This is a genomic window from Brassicibacter thermophilus (assembly GCF_055378355.1).
In genome coordinates, this window is record NZ_AP042446.1 from 398,955 (window position 1) to 417,710 (window position 18,756).

The following is an 18,756-nucleotide window of genomic DNA, read 5'->3' on the forward strand; positions in this document are numbered from 1 at the left end:
TTACACTGCTTTATCAATTTTTCTTGCTAATAATGAAGCTAACACAGCTTTTAATATGTCAGTAGGTAAAAATATAATACAGCCTGATTTCAATGCAGCCGACCATGACATATTTACACCCATATAGTTATTGAATATAAAATATAAGTAAGGGATACCAAATATATATATAACTATTGTTCCTATTAAAGTAGCTAAAAGATATCTGCTAAAGTTTTTAGATTTATTAGATGATGATAATTTACCTGTTATATAAGATGCAACTATAAATCCTAAAATGAATCCAAATGTAGGATGAAATATACTCGATATCCCTCCAGAAAAACCAGCAAATATAGGTAAACCAGCTAAACCTAATAAAACATATACTAGTTGAGAAAGAGCACCTAATGTAGGGCCAAGAATAATACCTGATAGTATAGTAAATAATGTTTGCATAGTAAAGGGTACATTTCCTAATGGTATATATATGAACCCTCCTATTGCAGTAAGTGCTGTAAAAAGAGATACTAATACTAAATCTTTTGTTTTAAGTTTCATGATTTATTCCCCTTTGTTTATATTATGAAAACATAATAACTTATTTCAAAAGCATTGTCAACCAAAAAATAAAATTTAGTTTACAATATATTATATAAAAAAATTGCATAATTACTACAAAGTCATAATTTTGCAAATTATAAATTTTTTAAAATATTTTATTATGTAATTTTCTTATATGTAAAATGACATAGTTATACTATCACTATGACTAAAAATAAAATGTTAAAGGAACTGTAATGAAGAAAACGTGTAAATAAAAACTAACTAAAAGAACTATATAGTTCCATTAGTTAGTTTCTTTGTATTCTCCTCCATAACATTGTAATACTGGAAGTACAAATAAAAAACCTATTCCATTATTATTATGAATATCAAGCTCTTCATTTATTCGATTTATTGCTTCATCTAACGTTTCTTTTTCCCTTATTACACTGATTATTGTTTTACTGTATGGCTTATTTTCATTTAAAATCATTTTTAAACTTGAAAGTATTTTAATATCTACATTATGTTCTAACAATACCTTTCCCATACCTAAACTGTCTAATGTAGTTGCACCTAATTTTAACTCATAAAATATTTCTAATATATTATCTACTTTCTCTAATTCATTTAATATTAGAAATAATGCATACATATCCATTTCCCCTTTATTTGATATTTGCTTCATTAGCTTTAATTATAGCATGTTTTGTCATAATTGGCCCTATAATCTCAGTTATAATAGTAGTGGCTAATAATATAGTAATTACTATTGAACCCATTTGAGTGTCTGGAAAATCATTTCCAACAACTATTGCTAGACCTATAGCTACACCTACTTGTGATAAAAGTCCAAAACCTATGTTATTTCTAACAACAGTTGGAGCTTTAGATATTGCTCCACCTAAAAATGCTCCTAGTACTTTTCCTAATATTCTAAAGATAAGATAAGCTAAACCTATTAATCCAATCTTAGGTAATAGTGATATGTCGAGTCTAGACCCTGCTAAAGTAAAAAATGCTACAATTATAGGTGGAGAAAAATCTTTTACCTTAGAAAAAACTGTATTTCTTCTAGTTGAAACGTTAGAAACTGTAATTCCTAAAGCCATGGTAGAAAGTAGCGTAGACAAATTAAGCTTAGTAGTTAGGCCAACTGTAAGTAATAACACTCCTACTATACATGTAACCATTTCTATATTGTTTTTTGCTTGTTTTACAAAGTATACTAAAATTATACCAAATAACAAACCTACAAACAATGAAAATACTATTTCTATTATAGGACTAATTATTACTTTACTTAGGGAAACACTATTTTGTCCTATAAATGCTTTTGCAATTGATGAAGCTAAAGCATATATCATTAAACATATAGCATCATCCATAGCTACAACTCCTAGTAAAGTACTTGTTAAGGGGCCTTTTGCTTTACATTCATTTAAAACCATTACAGTTGCAGCAGGAGCAGTAGCTGAAGATATAGCTCCTAGTATTAAAGCTGTAGGTATGTCTTCTTTTAATAATAGCATTACAAAAGTGACTAATATAAAAGCTCCAGTAGCTTCACATAAAGCAATAATAAATATTGGCTTACCTAATTGTTTGATTACAGATGCTTCTAATCCGCTTCCTATATTAAAAGCTATAATGCCTAAAGCTATGTTATTTAGAAATGTTAATTTGTCTAACATTTCTCCTGTTACTAAATTAAATCCAGATGTTCCTAATATCAATCCTGCTATAATATAACCAGCTACTGATGGCACTTTAAATTTATTCAATAACTTACCGAAAAGGATACCAGTAATTATTGTAATCCCAAGTAATAATAAATACATAAACTATCACCCCATCAATAAATTCAAAAAATATGCAAAATAAGTAATAAAATAAAGCAAATACTAAAAAAGTATTTGCAATTTAACAAACCGTATATTACTCTAAATAAAATACATTGTAAAATCAAATTTATGTCTAATAATGTTGAAATATAACATTATTATATATATTTTTTTAAATAATATTTTTAAAACGAAATATATCTTTTATTTAATAAATAAATTATATATATATATCTAATTTATTAAATAACAATGATAAATATTAAGTAAATTAAATATAATATAATATGTTAAAAATAAATTATCAAATTTGATTAATAATACTTTAATTTAATGAATTAACCAATTTAAATTTATGTTAACAAAAGGTTTTCCTAAATTTGCGAAAAAAATGGGTGTAGTTTTGTTAATTAAGGAAACTTAACTTAGAGTATAATTTTAGTAGGCAAAAACAACAAAAATGAAAAAGATGCCCGAAAGCACCTTTAACATATATGAATCATCCAATATAATAGTAATTAATAAGAAAACTATAAAAGGGATGATTACATGTATAATATAAGTTTAGATGAAAAAGAAATTAATTTCAAGAACTTAGAGAAAATTATATATAAGCTTGTATGCCGACAGGCATGTGAAATGCTCGTAGAGCTATTAGAAAAATTAGATAATAAATTAATGAAAGAAAGAGATAAAGAAGAATATAGAAATAAAGGATTAAAGAAAACTACCATAAAAACAATAATGGGCGAAATTGAATATAAACGTAGAATATATCAATATACTACACAAGAGGGTAAAAGAGGTTACAAATGCCTTTTAGATGAATACTTAAAAATGGAAACCATAGGACATATATCTACAAATCTAGTAGAAAAAATAGTAGATCTAGCAACAGATGAATCATATAGAAAAACAGCAAATAAAATAACAGAAATGACAAACCAAAGTATAAGTCATTCAGCAGCTTGGAACATAATACAAAACTTAGGAGAACAACTAAAACAAAAAGAAAAACACGAAATAAAATTAAACAACGAAGAAAAATTACAAGGCAAAAAAGAAACAAAAATATTGTTTGAAGAAATGGATGGAGTGTGGATAAATATCCAAGGTAAAGATAAAAAGACTAAGGGAAAAGAGAAAAAAGAACTAAAATTAGGAATTTTTTATGAAGGCTGGGAGAAGAAGCATGAGAAAAAAGATAGATATGTACTAAAGAACAAAAAAGCATATGCAAGCTTTGGAAGTAGTAAAGAATTTAGAAAACTAAGACAAGCCAAAATAGCGAAACAATATAATACTGACGAAATAGAAACAAAAATAGTAAATGGAGATGGAGCAAACTGGATAAAAGAAGTTATAAAAGAAGACAATTCACACTTTCAATTAGATCCATTTCATAGAAATCAAGCAGTACTTAAGAACATAGAAGATAAGAAAAAGGCAAAAGAAATAATAAAGAAACTAAGCAATGGTAACATAGAAGAAGGATTAGAAATGATAACAAAACTAATGATAGAAAACAATGATAATCAAAAGAAAATGAAGAAATTACAGGCACTATATAATTACCTAGTAAACAACAAAGAAGGGATAGTGCTCTACAAACTTCGCCCAGACATAAATATGCCGCAACCACCAGAAGGAATTAAATATAGAAATCTAGGAACAATGGAACATAGCATATGTGATATATTAGCACAAAGGATGAAAGGGAATAAAACAAGTTGGTCAATACAAGGAGCCAGTAACTTAGCCAAGATACTAGCAGAAAAAGCAAGCAAAGAATTAGCAACAACAATAAAATCACTACTGAACAAAGAAATAAAAGAAGAAAAGCTTGAAGAAATAATAGAAAAAGTAGGATTAACAGCAGCAGAAGTAAATAAAAAGCCAAAGAAAAGCAAGATATACAAACACAAAAGAGCAAGCATGCCATTTAGTCAATGTTCAGTAACTAACGGAAGAAAAGCCATAAAGGACATGTTAGGTTGCAAATGTGCAAGTCAAATGAACCTAAGTTTTTAATATCTAATATATTATATAACTTAAAAGAATAAGCTAACATACGATACCTATGCTCTAATATAAGCCTAAAAAAATACAACATAATAGAGCATTAATACTGATGAATAAATAGAATTAGACCTAAAAATAGGGCTCTCAGACTTATTGTTATTCTATAATCATAAGTCTAGTATTATAGAATAACAATTTTGAAATCATTGTAAAGTATATGTAAATTTATTTTTAAAATTGTAGAAAGTATAAATAGAATACTCTTGCCCTATCGGGCATAAAAACATAATTAAAACAGCAAAATTGGATGATTAAATTTAAAAATAATAATTTTGCCAACTTTTACTTGACAGTATCGAAACTTAATTTTGATTTGCAAAATAATAAAATTAAGCATATAATCAAATATAGCAGTGAATTGTATTAGTTTAAATTTTAATACAAAAATTGAATATATTTACTTTATTTAGTAATCACATATTATTAAAGACACAATAATTATAATATTTTTATGTAGAAATTATTTTATTATATTATTATAACAATAATTGAAGAGGTGGATTATAAATGCATATACTATATTATGTAGCAATTATAATTTTTTCTGGAATATTAATGGCTAGATTAGTTTCTAAAATAAAGCTTCCAGATGTTACTGGATATCTTTTGGCAGGAGTTTTAATAGGACCATCTATTCTAAATTTAGTTCCTAAGGAAATAAGTACTCAATTGACAGTAATATCAGAAGCTGCACTTGGATTTATTGCTTATAGTATAGGCAGTGAAATGAATTTTAGCCATCTAAAAAAATTGGGAAAATCATTGGCAGTTATTACTTGTTTAGAAGCTTTAACACCAGTAGCTTTAGTAACGCTTGTTATGATATATATATTTAAACAGCCTATTGCTTTTGCTATAGTTTTAGGAGCAATTGCTGCAGCTACAGCACCAGCTGCTACTATTATGGTTATAAGACAGTATAAAGCTAAGGGGCCTGTAGTAGATACATTACTTCCTATTGTAGCTATGGATGATGGAGTTGCTATTATAGCATTTGGAGTTGCTTTTACTGTAGCAAAATCTCTCGTTGAAGCAGGCGGGAAGTTTTCTTTTGTACAAGCTATATTAGTACCGATTTGGCAGATTATATTAGCTTTAATAGTTGGATTTGGTATAGGATTATTATTATGTCGCTTTATCCCCAAAATTAAAGGAGAAGACGAAATGCTTTGTGTAGTTGTAGCTACTATTTTTGTTGCAATAGGGATTGCTGAATTATTAGGCGTTTCTACACTTTTAGTTTGTATGATGATAGGTATTACTATTTCTAATGTATCATATAATAGTAAAAAGGTTTTAAATATTATAAATAATTTAACCCCACCGGTATATATTGCATTTTTTACTATAGCTGGTATAGAGCTTGATTTAAAAATACTTAAATATGCAGGATTGATGGGTATTGCTTATATGGTAATAAGAGCTTTAGGAAAAGCATTAGGGGCTTCGGTTGGAGCTAGAATTACGAAAGCACCAAAAACTGTACAAAAATATTTAGGTTTTACTTTATTACCTCAAGCAGGAGTTGCTATAGGTTTATCTATGATTGCCCAAACGGTAATGCCTGAATTTGGGTCAACTATTAGAACAATAATATTATCTTCAACGGTAATATATGAATTAGTAGGACCAGTATTAGCCAAAACAGCTTTAATGAAAGCAGGAGAAATAAAATTACAATCAGCAAAACAATGAGTTATTAAACCTAAGATACCAGATTTGCATAATAGGAGGGTATAATCAATGGGTAAAGGGAACTTATTAGTTGCGTATTATTCAAGGACAGGGAATACAAAAAAGGTTGCTGAAAAGTTAGCCGAACTAGCTGAATGTGATATAGAACAAATTATTGATAAAAAAAATAGAAAAGGCATAATTGGCTATATAAAATCAGGTAGGGATTCTCTACTTAAGAAGACAACAGATATTGTAGAAAGCAAAGTAGATTTTTCTCAGTATGATACTGTTATTCTTGCTACTCCTGTATGGGCTTCAAATATAACTCCTGCAATAAGAACTTATGTGCAGAAATATGGTGACAATTTCAAGAACGTAGCTTTTGTTTATACTCAAATGGGTTCAGGATATGAAAAAGCAGAGATTAATATGAAAGAGCTAATAGAGAAAGAACCTATAGCAAGTATTTGTATAAATAGCAAGGATATTAGAGAGGATAAATATGAAAATGAAATCATTAAATTTATTAGTGATATTAAGAATTTAAAATAATTTTACTTTTATTATGTTAGGCAAACAAAATAGTTTGCTTTTATTTTTTTTGTTGCTGATTTATAATAAAAACAGACTAAAATTATAGTAGGATGAGGGAGGAAGATGATGGTAAAAAAAAATGATATCGTTGAAATAGATGTACAGGATGTGATTTTTCCTAATAAAGGTATAGGATTCGTTGATAACAATAAAATTGTAGTAAAAGGAGCAATAAAAGGACAAAAAGTAAAGGTTAAGATTACTAAAAAGCGAAGGAGCAAAATTGAAGGCAAGATATTAGAAATAATGGAAAGAGCTCCTATTGAACAAAAAGCGCTATGCCCTCATTTTGGAAATTGTGGTGGATGTTCTTATCAAACTTTACCATATAATGAACAGCTCAAATTAAAAGAAAACCAAGTAAAAAGGTTGTTAGATGGTGCTGGAATTGAGAAATATCAATTTTTGGGTATTGATAGAAGTCCTTTAGAATACCAGTATAGAAATAAGATGGAGTTTTCTTTTGGTGACGAAGAAAAAGGAGGAGAGCTTTCCTTAGGGTTACATAAAAAAGGTAAGTTCTATTCAGTTATTACAGTAAATAATTGTAAAATAGTCGATGATGATTTTACTAAGATACTAACAAATGTTTTAGAATATTTTCAGGAAAAACACACTCCTTTTTATAATAAAAAGAATCATGAAGGGTATTTAAGACATCTTGTAATTAGAAAGGCTATGAAAACAGGAGAGCTTTTAGTAAACCTTGTAACTACATCATATATAGATATGGATTTAACCGAGTTAGTTGAGATAGTAAAAAGAATAGATTTAGAAGGAAAGATAGTAGGTTTTTTACACACTATAAATGATAGTCTTTCAGATGCTGTGAAAAGTGACGAAACTAAAATATTATATGGTAGAGATTTTATTACTGAAGAGTTGTTAGGACTTAAATTTAATATATCGGCTTTTTCATTTTTTCAAACTAATTCATTGGGAGCTGAAAAACTTTATTCTATAGTTAGAGATTTTGCAGGAGATACAAAAGACAAAGTTATCTTTGACCTTTACTGTGGAACAGGAACTATAGCTCAGATTATGGCACCTATAGCAAAAAAGGTAATAGGTATAGAAATCGTAGAGGAAGCAGTGGAAGCAGCGTGTGAAAATGCAAAGATGAATAAACTAGATAATTGCGAGTTTATAGCAGGAGATGTGCTTGAGAAAGTAGATGAGATTAAAACTAAACCAGACTTAATAATATTAGACCCACCTAGAGATGGTATACACCCTAAAGCTATAAATAAAATTATAGATTTTAAACCAGAAAAATTTATATATGTATCATGTAAACCAACATCATTAGCAAGAGATTTACCTATATTTATCCAAAAGGGATATAAGGTAGAAATGGTAAAATGCATGGATATGTTTCCGCATACACCGCATGTAGAGACGGTTGTAGCAATATCAAGAATCAGCTAGTAATATTTGCTTAGTTTTCTTTGAAAACTAAGCTTATGTGTTTTGATATAGATACTGCTAGCATATATAAAGAAATTTTTGATGAAGCAAAGGTATTATTTATTACACCAATAGAAGGATATTTATCAAAGTTTGATAAATACGAATATAAAACGTGTTGGGGTACTGAAGAATTTAGTAAGTAGTGATGCAAAAAACCTGTGCCTTTATGAAAATAAAAGCATAGATTTTTTTACATTACCTCTGTTTCTTTTGCTACAGATATTTATAGATTTGCAAAAGGATTTATTCGCGGATACTCTCAATATAGGGAATAAAATTAAATAAATATTTAAAATCTATGAACTAACTTTTTTATAAACTAATTTAATGGGAGAGATGGTTTTATGGATGTTTGGATAGCACTAATAATATTTCTTGTAATATATTCTATAATAAAAAAGGATATATTTTTAACTATTTTAGCTTTATTCGTTGCTTTACCATACTTTCTTTTATTTAAATTAGATCTTTTTCAAATGCAACTAATTTATAAAATAATATTATGGATTGCTATTTCTGTGGGAAGTATATTTCTTTATTTCAAGTTCTCAAAATGAGAGAATTTCTGATTCAAATCTTATTTATTGTGGCTAAATATAGTTTTATTAGACTAAAAATTTTATACTAAATTGTAATTGTTATATTACTTTTGTGAGGACAGGCAAGAAAATAGTTATTTTATCTATAAGTAATAAATATGAGATAATTGATACTCTTGTGATAGTAACTGTTGACCACGGGATAAGTTTCTCCTTAAATAGTAAATCCAGTAGAGTTAGGGAATTTTAACTTCTACTGGATTTATTATTTGTATTATAAATAATATTATTTTACTTCAGTAACACCAGATACAGTAGCATTTTCCATAGTAAATGAATCCTTATATTCTTCACTAGCAAAGTATACATTTCCTTGAACATCAGTACCATTTAAATTGAAGCCGTTTTCCTCAACGTAAATATCACCAACAAAGGTACCATTTTGAATTCTAGCATTAGGACTTTTAATAGTTAATTTAGGAGCTGTTAAAGTATACTCTTCAGTTATATTATGATCATCATCTTGAGCATAAAGAGCTATTTTACGATATAAATCTCGAGTAGGGTCATCTTTGTCGTGAAATTCTCCCTCTAATACTAACTCTTCATCAGTTGTTAAATCATTTAGTATACATATGATCCAAGTGCCATCTTTACTAATGGCTTTTTCAAAATCATCAACATTATTTACTATTGAAGCTGTTGTTACTGCGTCTACTTGCCCTTCACCTGTTGGTTCGTTATTTGAAGGCGGTTCTTCACTTGTACATCCGGTAACTAATGTTAATACCAACAATAATAATAAGCTAAAACTTAGAATCTTATTCATAAAAATTTTCCTCCTTTAAAATGTAGTTATTTATTATTAATTATAATGAACATATTTACTTATATTATATAAAATGATATATTTTGACGTAAATTATTCATATTATGCTATTGGAATACAGACAATAAAATAGAGACTTATTTGGAATATAGAAATTTTGTTTAGAGGAGAGTTAAATATTATGAAAAACTGCTGTGAAAGATGTAAAACAGAGCTTTGTGCAAGTAAAGTATCTATATTTGCTAATTTAAGTAGAGAAGAATTAATCGAAATTATCAAGATGACTGGACATAGGGAATTTAATAAGGGAGAGACGGTATTTTTAGAGGGAACTGAAGCAAATACATTATATTTAGTAAATGAAGGGAAGATAAAGCTTTTTAAATATACTAAAGATGGAAAAGAACAAATACTTCATATATTATCTGAAGGTGATTTTTTTGGAGAACTTAATTTATTTAAAGAAGGAGAGTATAGCTTTAATGCTAAGGCAATAGATAAAACAAAGCTTTGTACTCTTACTAAAGATAAAATGAGAAATCTAATTTTAGAAAGACCTGAAATTGGTTTGAAGATACTAGAAGTAGTAGGTGAAAGGTTATCTAAGCTAGAAACATTAGCTCAGAACTTAGCTACAAATGATGTAGAGACTAGATTAGCTAATCTACTTTTAGAGCTTAAAGAAAACTATGGAAAGCTAACTTCAAAAGGAATTGAAATAAAGCTTCCGATAACTAGAGAGGATATGTCAAATTATACTGGAGTAGCTAGAGAAACAATAAGCAGAAAGCTTAAAAAATTTGAGGAAGAGGGAATAATAGAAATAGTGGGGATTAAAAAAATCATAATAATAGATGAAGATAGGTTAATTAATTATATTTAGAAAATTAAAATCTAAGATAAGATTTTAATTTTTTCTTCTTGTTTGATTTGCATCACATTATAAATTTTAATTATTCTGTATGATGTAAATAAAAGATAAACAAGGAGGAAATGATGATGACTAGAATGTTTAATAAAGAACAAAAAATTGGAGAGATAGCAGCTATATTTCCAAAGGCTACAGAGATTTTCATGGATTATGAAATTGACTTTTGTTGTGGTGGAGATAGAAAATTAGGAGAAGCTTTGAAGGAACAGGGTATTAGTGAAGAAGAAATTTTTTATAAGCTTGATAAATCTTATGATGAGTTTAAAAACACATTGAGTAAGGAAGTAGACTGGCGATCTGAATCAATGACAGACCTTATGGATTATATAGTCAATAAGCATCATAGTTTTATGAGAGAACAAATGCCTATTACTGCACAGCTATTAAATAAAATATTGAAGGTTCACTATATTGATAATGGAGAATTGTTATCTAAATTAAATAAATTATTTAATAGTTTAAAAACTGAAATAGAAGAACATCTTATTAAAGAAGAAGAGTTATTATTTCCATTAATAAAAGAATATGAAAAGAAACCTTCAAAAAAGACTTTGGAAAAAGCATTAAAAGTGATGGCTGAAATAGAAAGTGAACATGATAATGCAGGGGATATATTAAAAGAAATGCGTAGATTAACAAAGGGATATATAGTTCCAGAAACAGGCTGTAGTTCCTTTGAAAGAACATATAAAAATATACAATCTATAGAATCAGATCTTTTTAAACACATTCATCTTGAAAACAACATCTTGTTTAAAAGATTAGAAAATCAATAGGATTTTACTAAGAAAATTCGAAACAAAAATGATTATTTGATACTCTAAAGGGAATAATTTAAATAAGTAAAAATGTTGGAGGTGACAAGTTGAAGGCTATTTCTTTAATGGTTGAGGAACATAAAAATATTAAAAGAATGCTTAAAGTTATACGAAAGCTTTGTATAGGGATAGTTAATGGTGAAGAAGTTAATTTTGAAGCCTTTCAAAAAGTTATTGATTTTGTAAGAAATTATGCGGATAAGCATCACCATAAAAAAGAAGAGAATATATTATTTAAAAAAATGTCAGATGAGTTAGGTAAAGCTGTTGCAAATGGTCCTATATACGGTATGCTTGCAGAGCATGATTTAGGACGTTTATTTATAAACAATTTAGAAACTGCTTTAGAAAAAGTGAAAGAAGGAGATTTAGATTCTAGAGTTGATGTTATTGGCAATGCAATAGCGTATACTGACCTATTGTATAGACATATAGATAAGGAAAACAACGCTATATATAAGTTTGGGGAAAAAAATTTAAGTAATGAGGCTCTTAAGGAAGTAGAAGATAAATGCCAAATAGTGGAGAAAGAAGCAAGCAAAAAAAATATACAAGAGAAATATTTAAAGTTAATTGATGAATTAGAAGCTTTGTAACCAAGGGTAACCAAGGGGACGGTTCTTGTGGTTGACTGATTAGTCAACCACATACATTTTAATTTAAAAAGAAAGGAGAAAATATGTCTAAATTTTATACTGAAATATCAAAATACTACGATTATATATTTCCAGTATCGAATGCTAAATTAAGCTTAATAAGAGAGTTAGCAGGAGATAAACCTAAGGATATTTTGGATGTAGCCTGTGGCAGTGGTGGCTATTCAAAAAAATTAAAGAACTTAGGATATAACGTGACAGCCATTGACCTAGATAAATCTATGATTAGCCAACTGAAGGAAGCAGATATGGAGATTGATACAAGAGTTTTAAATATGCTAGATATAGATAAATTGCATAAAAAATTTGACCTAATATTTTGTATTGGAAATTCAATGGTTCATCTTAATGATAATGCAGAAATTTCAAGGTTTTTAGAAAAATGCAAGAACAGCCTTAAACCAGGTGGGTATCTACTAGTTCAAATAGTTAACTATGATAGGATACTTGAAAAGAATATTAAGTCATTACCAACAATAGAAAATAAAGAAGTAGGATTGATTTTTGAGCGATACTATGAGTATTTGCCTGAAGATCATAAAATAGATTTTAAAACTGTATTAAAGGTAGATGGATTAAATCTAGAAAATCATGTATTACTTCATCCTATTACTTCAAAGGAATTTGTAGGTTTATTAGAAAAATTAGGATATAAAAATATACATATGTATGGTAATTTCAATAAGGATGTTTATGAGCCTATAAAATCTTTTCCACTAGTAGTTACTGCACAAGTCTAAATTTTAAAAAAGGGGATGCGAAATCAAGACTATTTTCGATTTTGTATCCCTTTTTCATTTTTGATGAAACTTTTACAAGATTTTTATTCGTCTTATGTATGTAATACATAGAAGCGCTTCTATTGGGGGTTGATTGAAATTAAAATGAACAAAAAGGAATTTGAAGAATTATTTAATAGATATAAAGCTGATATCTATAGAATTGCTTATACTTACGTAAATAATAAAGATGATGCCTTAGATATAGTTCAAGAAACAGCTTATCAAGCTTATATTTCAAAAAACACGATTAGAGATAAAAGTAAGTTTAAATCATGGGTTCTAACTATTACAGTAAATAAATCAAAGGATTTTTTAAAAAAGAAAAAACCTATATTAATAGATGATGTAACACTTTTAGATAAAAATACAATAGAAGACCAAGAAAATTTAACTTTATTCATGGATAGCTTAAGGAGTTTAGCAGTAGATGAAAAACATATTATAATCTTAAAAATCTATTTTGAATATACCTTTGAAATGATATCTGAAAAACTTAAAATGTCTACCAATACGGTTAAAAGTAGGTATTATAGAGCTTTGGAAAAATTAAAGCTTGAGGGGGGATCCATATGAATAATAATTTAAAAGATATGTTAAATGATATTCCTGTACCAGAGGACATAGATAAAGCAATACAATTAGGTTTTAAGAAAGCTAATAGCGAATTAAGGAGAAGAAAAATGAAGAAATCCTTTATAACTATAGCTGCTTCCTTAACTATTATAATAAGTTCAATAGGGGTTATGGGCTTTGATAAAGTAGAAGCAGCAATTAAAAGAGCACTGCAGTATATTCCGGGATATAATGTTTTGGTAGATACAGAAGAAGGAAAAGTATTAGCTCTTAAAGAAAAGGTAAGATATGAAAAAGATGATATTTATGCTGTAATTACTGCAGCGTCAAAGTTAGGTAAAGATTTTAATATCTCAATTGAAAGTAATTTTAAGGAGATAGATAAGACTGAAGTATTATTAAAGGATAAAGATGGTAATACTATATCTTCAAAAAGTTGGAGCAGAGCAGGTGGAGGAGACTATTGGCAAGGTGATTATTACTTCGAAGTGGAAGATGAGTATGATAGCTATTCGCTATTATTAGGGGATATTGAGATTCCATTTACTTTAGAGAAAACTGAAGAAATAGAAGATTTCTTACAATTAGGTAATCATGCCTCTGATAAGGGAATTAGCATTGTAGCTATTAAAAAGCCTTTAGAAGATAAATTGATGATAAGCTTATTACATCAGTCAAAAGAAAAAATAATTGAAGATTATCCTTTTGAACAAAATCTATGGTTAAGTCAAGAATTTGATATTGAAAAAAGTATGTATATATTAGATAAAGAAGGTAATAAGATATATCCAGACATTCCTTCATCATTTGGTAAATTAATGTCTGATTTTTACTTTAACATACCTAATCAAGAAGGGCTAAAACTCATATTGCCATATGTTAAAGTAAGTTATCCAGATGTAAAAACAGATAAGATAAAAATACAATCACTAAAAGATGGTGAAGTGCAAAGTATTAATAAGGAATTACCATTTGGTCAGTTTAGTATAGAAGTAATAAATGCTAAGGCTAAGGGAAACCAAATTATAATTAGTTTCAAACTAAATTCATTAGAAGATGAGATAATTGATTCATTTAGTGTAAGGGGTATAGACGGCTATGGATTAAGACCAAATGAAGAAACAGGGAATATGGAATTATATATTGACAAAGAAGATGCAGGTAAAATATATTTTGCATCACCTACAACTGTATTACTTGGTGATTGGGTTATAGATTTAGATTAGTAATAAAGGTCAAGAGAAATCTTGGCCTTTTATTATTGTGAAGTATATTAAAGGGCAGTACGGCAATTATAATATATGTTTATGTTATATTTACTATTGACTTTAATAATATTAATGATACAATAAATATTATTAAAGTCAATGTAAAAGGAGGTGTAAATTTGGATATTGATAAAATTCCACAGTGGATATTAGCCTTAGAACAAGAAGATGTTAACTTTATAAAAAATTTTATATTAAAATCAGGGTCTTTGAAGGAAATTGCAAAACTGTATGATGTTTCATATCCAACTGTAAGATTACGACTAGATAGACTTATTCAAAAAATTGAACTTTGGGATCAAAAGGAAGAGGAGCCATTTTGTACTTTTATTAAGGGATTAGCAGTTGACTCACGTATAGATTTGGAAACTGCAAAAATTATTATTGAAAAATATAAAAAAGAAAAGGAGATATAGGGATTATGTTAACAGTTATAATTAGTATTATAATAACTTTGGTTTTATGGGTAATTGAATCTTATTGTTCCAAACTTAAAAACCCACTTTTTTTTTGTACTTAACTCATCTATTATAGTAGGTTGGATTGAGGGAAGAGAGAAATACAAAAAAAGACAAAAGGAAGAGTTAAGCAAGATGAAAGCAAAAGATATTGATGATAAATGTGATTATAATTTTTAGCTTTTGATTAATTTAACTAATATGTACATTTACTTAATTTTGATGTTCGTAGTAAATTGTTGTACAAAATTCTACTATTATAGAAATTGTAAAGCTAAAGGAAAGGCCAACACCTACATAAACAAGCATTTCATCGTCTATTACTTTTGCTGCAATGAAAAATAATAGCATGAGAACAAAGTTAATGGTTTGTGTCAACCCGAATGATTTGCTGCGAGATTTTAAGTTAATTAATTGATTTCGTTCGTCAAGCTCATTAAGCATATCTTCCTTCGTCAATTCACGAGACATACTTCGGATAATTGACCCAATTCCAAAATATAGACATAAAGCAGAAATGATACAACTTTTTACTCTAAATTCTATGATGATATTAAGAATTAGTAGAAGTATTCCTAATGATGTAAGTAATATACCAGATATAAAATTTCTTTTGCTATAAATTTTCATACTTTTTATCCTCCAATTCTTTATTTTCTTTTAAGCAACATAATTCTTCAACGGTTACTCCAAATACTTCTGCTATTCGATAAGCAAGCATAAGTGAAGGGTTGTACTTTTCCTTTTCAATAGAAATAATAGTCCGTGACGAAACATGAACTAAATCTGCTAATTGTTGCTGTGTCATTTTTGCTGCTGTTCGTAATTCTTTAATTTTTGTTTTCATCTATTCCCTCTTTTCTATAACATGAAGTAAACTTCACGTGAAGCTAGCTTCATGTTAGCATATATTTATATTAGTGTCAAGAAAAAAATATATCTTGATACTGTCAAGTAAAAGTTGGCAAAATTATTATTTTTAAATTTAATCATCCAATTTTGCTGTTTTAATTATGTTTTTATGCCCGATAGGGCAAGAGTATTCTATTTATACTTTCTACAATTTTAAAAATAAATTTACATATACTTTACAATGATTTCAAAATTGTTATTCTATAATACTAGACTTATGATTATAGAATAACAATAAGTCTGAGAGCCCTATTTTTAGGTCTAATTCTATTTATTCATCAGTATTAATGCTCTATTATGTTGTATTTTTTTAGGCTTATATTAGAGCATAGGTATCGTATGTTAGCTTATTCTTTTAAGTTATATAATATATTAGATATTAAAAACTTAGGTTCATTTGACTTGCACATTTGCAACCTAACATGTCCTTTATGGCTTTTCTTCCGTTAGTTACTGAACATTGACTAAATGGCATGCTTGCTCTTTTGTGTTTGTATATCTTGCTTTTCTTTGGCTTTTTATTTACTTCTGCTGCTGTTAATCCTACTTTTTCTATTATTTCTTCAAGCTTTTCTTCTTTTATTTCTTTGTTCAGTAGTGATTTTATTGTTGTTGCTAATTCTTTGCTTGCTTTTTCTGCTAGTATCTTGGCTAAGTTACTGGCTCCTTGTATTGACCAACTTGTTTTATTCCCTTTCATCCTTTGTGCTAATATATCACATATGCTATGTTCCATTGTTCCTAGATTTCTATATTTAATTCCTTCTGGTGGTTGCGGCATATTTATGTCTGGGCGAAGTTTGTAGAGCACTATCCCTTCTTTGTTGTTTACTAGGTAATTATATAGTGCCTGTAATTTCTTCATTTTCTTTTGATTATCATTGTTTTCTATCATTAGTTTTGTTATCATTTCTAATCCTTCTTCTATGTTACCATTGCTTAGTTTCTTTATTATTTCTTTTGCCTTTTTCTTATCTTCTATGTTCTTAAGTACTGCTTGATTTCTATGAAATGGATCTAATTGAAAGTGTGAATTGTCTTCTTTTATAACTTCTTTTATCCAGTTTGCTCCATCTCCATTTACTATTTTTGTTTCTATTTCGTCAGTATTATATTGTTTCGCTATTTTGGCTTGTCTTAGTTTTCTAAATTCTTTACTACTTCCAAAGCTTGCATATGCTTTTTTGTTCTTTAGTACATATCTATCTTTTTTCTCATGCTTCTTCTCCCAGCCTTCATAAAAAATTCCTAATTTTAGTTCTTTTTTCTCTTTTCCCTTAGTCTTTTTATCTTTACCTTGGATATTTATCCACACTCCATCCATTTCTTCAAACAATATTTTTGTTTCTTTTTTGCCTTGTAATTTTTCTTCGTTGTTTAATTTTATTTCGTGTTTTTCTTTTTGTTTTAGTTGTTCTCCTAAGTTTTGTATTATGTTCCAAGCTGCTGAATGACTTATACTTTGGTTTGTCATTTCTGTTATTTTATTTGCTGTTTTTCTATATGATTCATCTGTTGCTAGATCTACTATTTTTTCTACTAGATTTGTAGATATATGTCCTATGGTTTCCATTTTTAAGTATTCATCTAAAAGGCATTTGTAACCTCTTTTACCCTCTTGTGTAGTATATTGATATATTCTACGTTTATATTCAATTTCGCCCATTATTGTTTTTATGGTAGTTTTCTTTAATCCTTTATTTCTATATTCTTCTTTATCTCTTTCTTTCATTAATTTATTATCTAATTTTTCTAATAGCTCTACGAGCATTTCACATGCCTGTCGGCATACAAGCTTATATATAATTTTCTCTAAGTTCTTGAAATTAATTTCTTTTTCATCTAAACTTATATTATACATGTAATCATCCCTTTTATAGTTTTCTTATTAATTACTATTATATTGGATGATTCATATATGTTAAAGGTGCTTTCGGGCATCTTTTTCATTTTTGTTGTTTTTGCCTACTAAAATTATACTCTAAGATATATCTTGCTGAGTAAAAACATTATGAAAGGAATGAGGCTATGAGTCAAAATAATATATTATATGTCACTAAAAAAATTGAGTATCCAATTTTAAACTTTATAGTATCATTTATTATTTTTATAATTGTATATTCTTTGATTAGCGAATTGTTTAGTAAATTATCTTCTAAAGTAAAATCAAAAAACTTGATAATAATTAAAAGAATAGTCCAAGGTATTCTTTATCTAGTATTTATAGTTTTTTTACACTATAAAAATTCTGTGAGTTATGATTATTTTAAAACAATAAATATTAAAACATTAATTGTAACTTTATTAATTATGTTTTCTTTTAATTTCTTATACGAAAATACAATTCAAATACTAATAGATAGACACTTTTCAAATGAAGTTGATGATTCAACACAAACACTGGAAGGAATTTTTTCTAACCCTATTGCGGCTTTTTTGGAAGTTTGTATAACAGCACCAATTGCTGAGGAAATATTAATTAGAGGATATTTTTTTAGTACCTTGAATGAAAAGTATAGCATATTTCTAACATTAATAATAACCAGTATATTTTTTGCAGTACTTCATTTTGATTTTGCAAATACCATTTTTTATTTATTAATGGGAATATTTTTTGGTATTATAGTTATTCAAACAGGTTCAATTACTTACTGCATTATATTGCATTTTAGTTTAAACTTTTATGAATTTATTAGTTATTATAAAAGAAAATATGATTCAGAAGTTTCGGGATAGAATCAAGTTGTTTTGAACATATAAACTCATAGAAAATATGACTCAAATTATTAGACAAAGCA

The 18,756-nt window shown here is 27.7% G+C and carries 21 protein-coding genes; 14 read left to right on the plus strand and 7 right to left on the minus strand.

The genetic code is table 11. The features are described 5' to 3' along the window. From ACZ41D_RS01960 to ACZ41D_RS01970, 3 genes are all read right to left on the minus strand, one after another. The gene (locus tag ACZ41D_RS01960) at positions 1 to 540 is read right to left on the minus strand and encodes a biotin transporter BioY (RefSeq protein WP_464152243.1); all 540 of its coding nucleotides are present in this window, start codon (positions 538 to 540) and stop codon (positions 1 to 3) included. A 289-nt stretch (positions 541 to 829) separates the two neighbouring features. After that, entirely contained in the window at positions 830 to 1,180 is a 351-nt protein-coding gene (locus tag ACZ41D_RS01965) for a hypothetical protein (RefSeq protein ID WP_464152245.1), read from the minus strand. A gap of 13 nt (positions 1,181 to 1,193) precedes the next feature. Beyond that, a complete protein-coding gene (locus ACZ41D_RS01970) occupies positions 1,194 to 2,366 on the minus strand; it encodes a cation:proton antiporter (protein ID WP_464152246.1) in 1,173 nt (390 codons plus the stop codon). 552 nt (positions 2,367 to 2,918) lie between these two features. On the opposite strand from ACZ41D_RS01970, the gene ACZ41D_RS01975 reads away from it, so the two are divergent. The 5 genes from ACZ41D_RS01975 (at position 2,919) to ACZ41D_RS01995 (ending at position 8,335) form a co-directional block, all read left to right on the plus strand. Further along, positions 2,919 to 4,400: an ISLre2 family transposase gene (locus ACZ41D_RS01975; RefSeq protein ID WP_464150702.1), complete on the plus strand. Its 1,482-nt coding sequence runs from the start codon at positions 2,919 to 2,921 to the stop codon at positions 4,398 to 4,400. Positions 4,401 to 4,958: 558 nt separating this feature from the next. Further along, positions 4,959 to 6,146, plus strand: coding sequence for a cation:proton antiporter (locus ACZ41D_RS01980; RefSeq protein WP_464152247.1), 1,188 nt, complete (start codon positions 4,959 to 4,961; stop codon positions 6,144 to 6,146). 48 nt (positions 6,147 to 6,194) lie between these two features. Continuing rightward, the gene (locus ACZ41D_RS01985; RefSeq protein WP_464152248.1) at positions 6,195 to 6,680 is read left to right on the plus strand and encodes a flavodoxin family protein; all 486 of its coding nucleotides are present in this window, start codon (positions 6,195 to 6,197) and stop codon (positions 6,678 to 6,680) included. Between the two features lie 108 nt (positions 6,681 to 6,788). Further along, positions 6,789 to 8,150, plus strand: a complete 1,362-nt coding sequence (gene rlmD, locus ACZ41D_RS01990; protein WP_464152249.1) for a 23S rRNA (uracil(1939)-C(5))-methyltransferase RlmD — start codon at positions 6,789 to 6,791, stop codon at positions 8,148 to 8,150. A gap of 20 nt (positions 8,151 to 8,170) precedes the next feature. Beyond that, the gene (locus ACZ41D_RS01995; protein WP_464152250.1) at positions 8,171 to 8,335 is read left to right on the plus strand and encodes a hypothetical protein; all 165 of its coding nucleotides are present in this window, start codon (positions 8,171 to 8,173) and stop codon (positions 8,333 to 8,335) included. A gap of 682 nt (positions 8,336 to 9,017) precedes the next feature. Here ACZ41D_RS01995 and ACZ41D_RS02000 read toward each other — a convergent pair. Next, positions 9,018 to 9,560, minus strand: a complete 543-nt coding sequence (locus ACZ41D_RS02000) for a hypothetical protein (protein ID WP_464152251.1) — start codon at positions 9,558 to 9,560, stop codon at positions 9,018 to 9,020. 181 nt (positions 9,561 to 9,741) lie between these two features. Between ACZ41D_RS02000 and ACZ41D_RS02005 the strand changes: the two genes are divergently transcribed. From ACZ41D_RS02005 to ACZ41D_RS02040, 8 genes are all read left to right on the plus strand, one after another. After that, positions 9,742 to 10,443, plus strand: a complete 702-nt coding sequence (locus tag ACZ41D_RS02005) for a Crp/Fnr family transcriptional regulator (protein ID WP_464152252.1) — start codon at positions 9,742 to 9,744, stop codon at positions 10,441 to 10,443. Positions 10,444 to 10,559: 116 nt separating this feature from the next. Continuing rightward, positions 10,560 to 11,267, plus strand: a complete 708-nt coding sequence (gene ric / locus ACZ41D_RS02010) for an iron-sulfur cluster repair di-iron protein (RefSeq protein ID WP_464152253.1) — start codon at positions 10,560 to 10,562, stop codon at positions 11,265 to 11,267. Between the two features lie 89 nt (positions 11,268 to 11,356). Further along, entirely contained in the window at positions 11,357 to 11,905 is a 549-nt protein-coding gene (locus ACZ41D_RS02015; protein WP_464152254.1) for a hemerythrin domain-containing protein, read from the plus strand. An 83-nt stretch (positions 11,906 to 11,988) separates the two neighbouring features. Then, positions 11,989 to 12,705, plus strand: coding sequence for a class I SAM-dependent methyltransferase (locus tag ACZ41D_RS02020; protein WP_464152255.1), 717 nt, complete (start codon positions 11,989 to 11,991; stop codon positions 12,703 to 12,705). A gap of 144 nt (positions 12,706 to 12,849) precedes the next feature. Then, a complete protein-coding gene (locus ACZ41D_RS02025; protein ID WP_464152256.1) occupies positions 12,850 to 13,320 on the plus strand; it encodes an RNA polymerase sigma factor in 471 nt (156 codons plus the stop codon). Beyond that, entirely contained in the window at positions 13,317 to 14,546 is a 1,230-nt protein-coding gene (locus tag ACZ41D_RS02030; RefSeq protein WP_464152257.1) for a hypothetical protein, read from the plus strand. The genes ACZ41D_RS02025 and ACZ41D_RS02030 overlap by 4 nt, the downstream gene beginning before the upstream one ends. Before the next feature lie 161 nt (positions 14,547 to 14,707). Next, positions 14,708 to 15,004, plus strand: coding sequence for a DUF2089 family protein (locus ACZ41D_RS02035; protein ID WP_464152258.1), 297 nt, complete (start codon positions 14,708 to 14,710; stop codon positions 15,002 to 15,004). A gap of 54 nt (positions 15,005 to 15,058) precedes the next feature. Next, on the plus strand, positions 15,059 to 15,226 hold the full coding sequence (locus ACZ41D_RS02040) for a hypothetical protein (RefSeq protein ID WP_464152259.1): 168 nt from the start codon (positions 15,059 to 15,061) through the stop codon (positions 15,224 to 15,226). A 33-nt stretch (positions 15,227 to 15,259) separates the two neighbouring features. On the opposite strand, the gene ACZ41D_RS02045 is transcribed toward ACZ41D_RS02040, so the two are convergent. The 3 genes from ACZ41D_RS02045 to ACZ41D_RS02055 all read right to left on the minus strand — a co-directional run bounded on the left by ACZ41D_RS02045 (position 15,260) and on the right by ACZ41D_RS02055 (position 17,819). Next, positions 15,260 to 15,676: a hypothetical protein gene (locus ACZ41D_RS02045; RefSeq protein ID WP_464152260.1), complete on the minus strand. Its 417-nt coding sequence runs from the start codon at positions 15,674 to 15,676 to the stop codon at positions 15,260 to 15,262. Then, on the minus strand, positions 15,663 to 15,893 hold the full coding sequence (locus ACZ41D_RS02050; protein WP_464152261.1) for a helix-turn-helix transcriptional regulator: 231 nt from the start codon (positions 15,891 to 15,893) through the stop codon (positions 15,663 to 15,665). Before ACZ41D_RS02050 ends, ACZ41D_RS02045 begins: the two co-directional genes overlap by 14 nt. Before the next feature lie 444 nt (positions 15,894 to 16,337). After that, positions 16,338 to 17,819: an ISLre2 family transposase gene (locus ACZ41D_RS02055; protein ID WP_464150702.1), complete on the minus strand. Its 1,482-nt coding sequence runs from the start codon at positions 17,817 to 17,819 to the stop codon at positions 16,338 to 16,340. A gap of 167 nt (positions 17,820 to 17,986) precedes the next feature. On the opposite strand from ACZ41D_RS02055, the gene ACZ41D_RS02060 reads away from it, so the two are divergent. Continuing rightward, positions 17,987 to 18,694, plus strand: a complete 708-nt coding sequence (locus ACZ41D_RS02060; RefSeq protein WP_464152262.1) for a lysostaphin resistance A-like protein — start codon at positions 17,987 to 17,989, stop codon at positions 18,692 to 18,694. The last annotated feature ends 62 nt before the right edge of the window (positions 18,695 to 18,756 follow it).

Excerpts from the sequence above, each read along its gene's own strand:
- ACZ41D_RS01960 (WP_464152243.1), bottom strand. The coding sequence starts at position 540 with ATGAAACTTAAAACAAAAGATTTAGTATTAGTATCTCTTTTTACAGCA.
- ACZ41D_RS01965 (WP_464152245.1), bottom strand. The coding sequence starts at position 1,180 with ATGTATGCATTATTTCTAATATTAAATGAATTAGAGAAAGTAGATAAT.
- ACZ41D_RS01970 (WP_464152246.1), bottom strand. The coding sequence starts at position 2,366 with ATGTATTTATTATTACTTGGGATTACAATAATTACTGGTATCCTTTTC.
- ACZ41D_RS01975 (WP_464150702.1), top strand. The coding sequence starts at position 2,919 with ATGTATAATATAAGTTTAGATGAAAAAGAAATTAATTTCAAGAACTTA.
- ACZ41D_RS01980 (WP_464152247.1), top strand. The coding sequence starts at position 4,959 with ATGCATATACTATATTATGTAGCAATTATAATTTTTTCTGGAATATTA.
- ACZ41D_RS01985 (WP_464152248.1), top strand. The coding sequence starts at position 6,195 with ATGGGTAAAGGGAACTTATTAGTTGCGTATTATTCAAGGACAGGGAAT.
- rlmD (WP_464152249.1), top strand. The coding sequence starts at position 6,789 with ATGGTAAAAAAAAATGATATCGTTGAAATAGATGTACAGGATGTGATT.
- ACZ41D_RS02000 (WP_464152251.1), bottom strand. The coding sequence starts at position 9,560 with ATGAATAAGATTCTAAGTTTTAGCTTATTATTATTGTTGGTATTAACA.
- ACZ41D_RS02005 (WP_464152252.1), top strand. The coding sequence starts at position 9,742 with ATGAAAAACTGCTGTGAAAGATGTAAAACAGAGCTTTGTGCAAGTAAA.
- ric (WP_464152253.1), top strand. The coding sequence starts at position 10,560 with ATGACTAGAATGTTTAATAAAGAACAAAAAATTGGAGAGATAGCAGCT.
- ACZ41D_RS02020 (WP_464152255.1), top strand. The coding sequence starts at position 11,989 with ATGTCTAAATTTTATACTGAAATATCAAAATACTACGATTATATATTT.
- ACZ41D_RS02025 (WP_464152256.1), top strand. The coding sequence starts at position 12,850 with ATGAACAAAAAGGAATTTGAAGAATTATTTAATAGATATAAAGCTGAT.
- ACZ41D_RS02030 (WP_464152257.1), top strand. The coding sequence starts at position 13,317 with ATGAATAATAATTTAAAAGATATGTTAAATGATATTCCTGTACCAGAG.
- ACZ41D_RS02045 (WP_464152260.1), bottom strand. The coding sequence starts at position 15,676 with ATGAAAATTTATAGCAAAAGAAATTTTATATCTGGTATATTACTTACA.
- ACZ41D_RS02050 (WP_464152261.1), bottom strand. The coding sequence starts at position 15,893 with ATGAAAACAAAAATTAAAGAATTACGAACAGCAGCAAAAATGACACAG.
- ACZ41D_RS02055 (WP_464150702.1), bottom strand. The coding sequence starts at position 17,819 with ATGTATAATATAAGTTTAGATGAAAAAGAAATTAATTTCAAGAACTTA.
- ACZ41D_RS02060 (WP_464152262.1), top strand. The coding sequence starts at position 17,987 with ATGAGTCAAAATAATATATTATATGTCACTAAAAAAATTGAGTATCCA.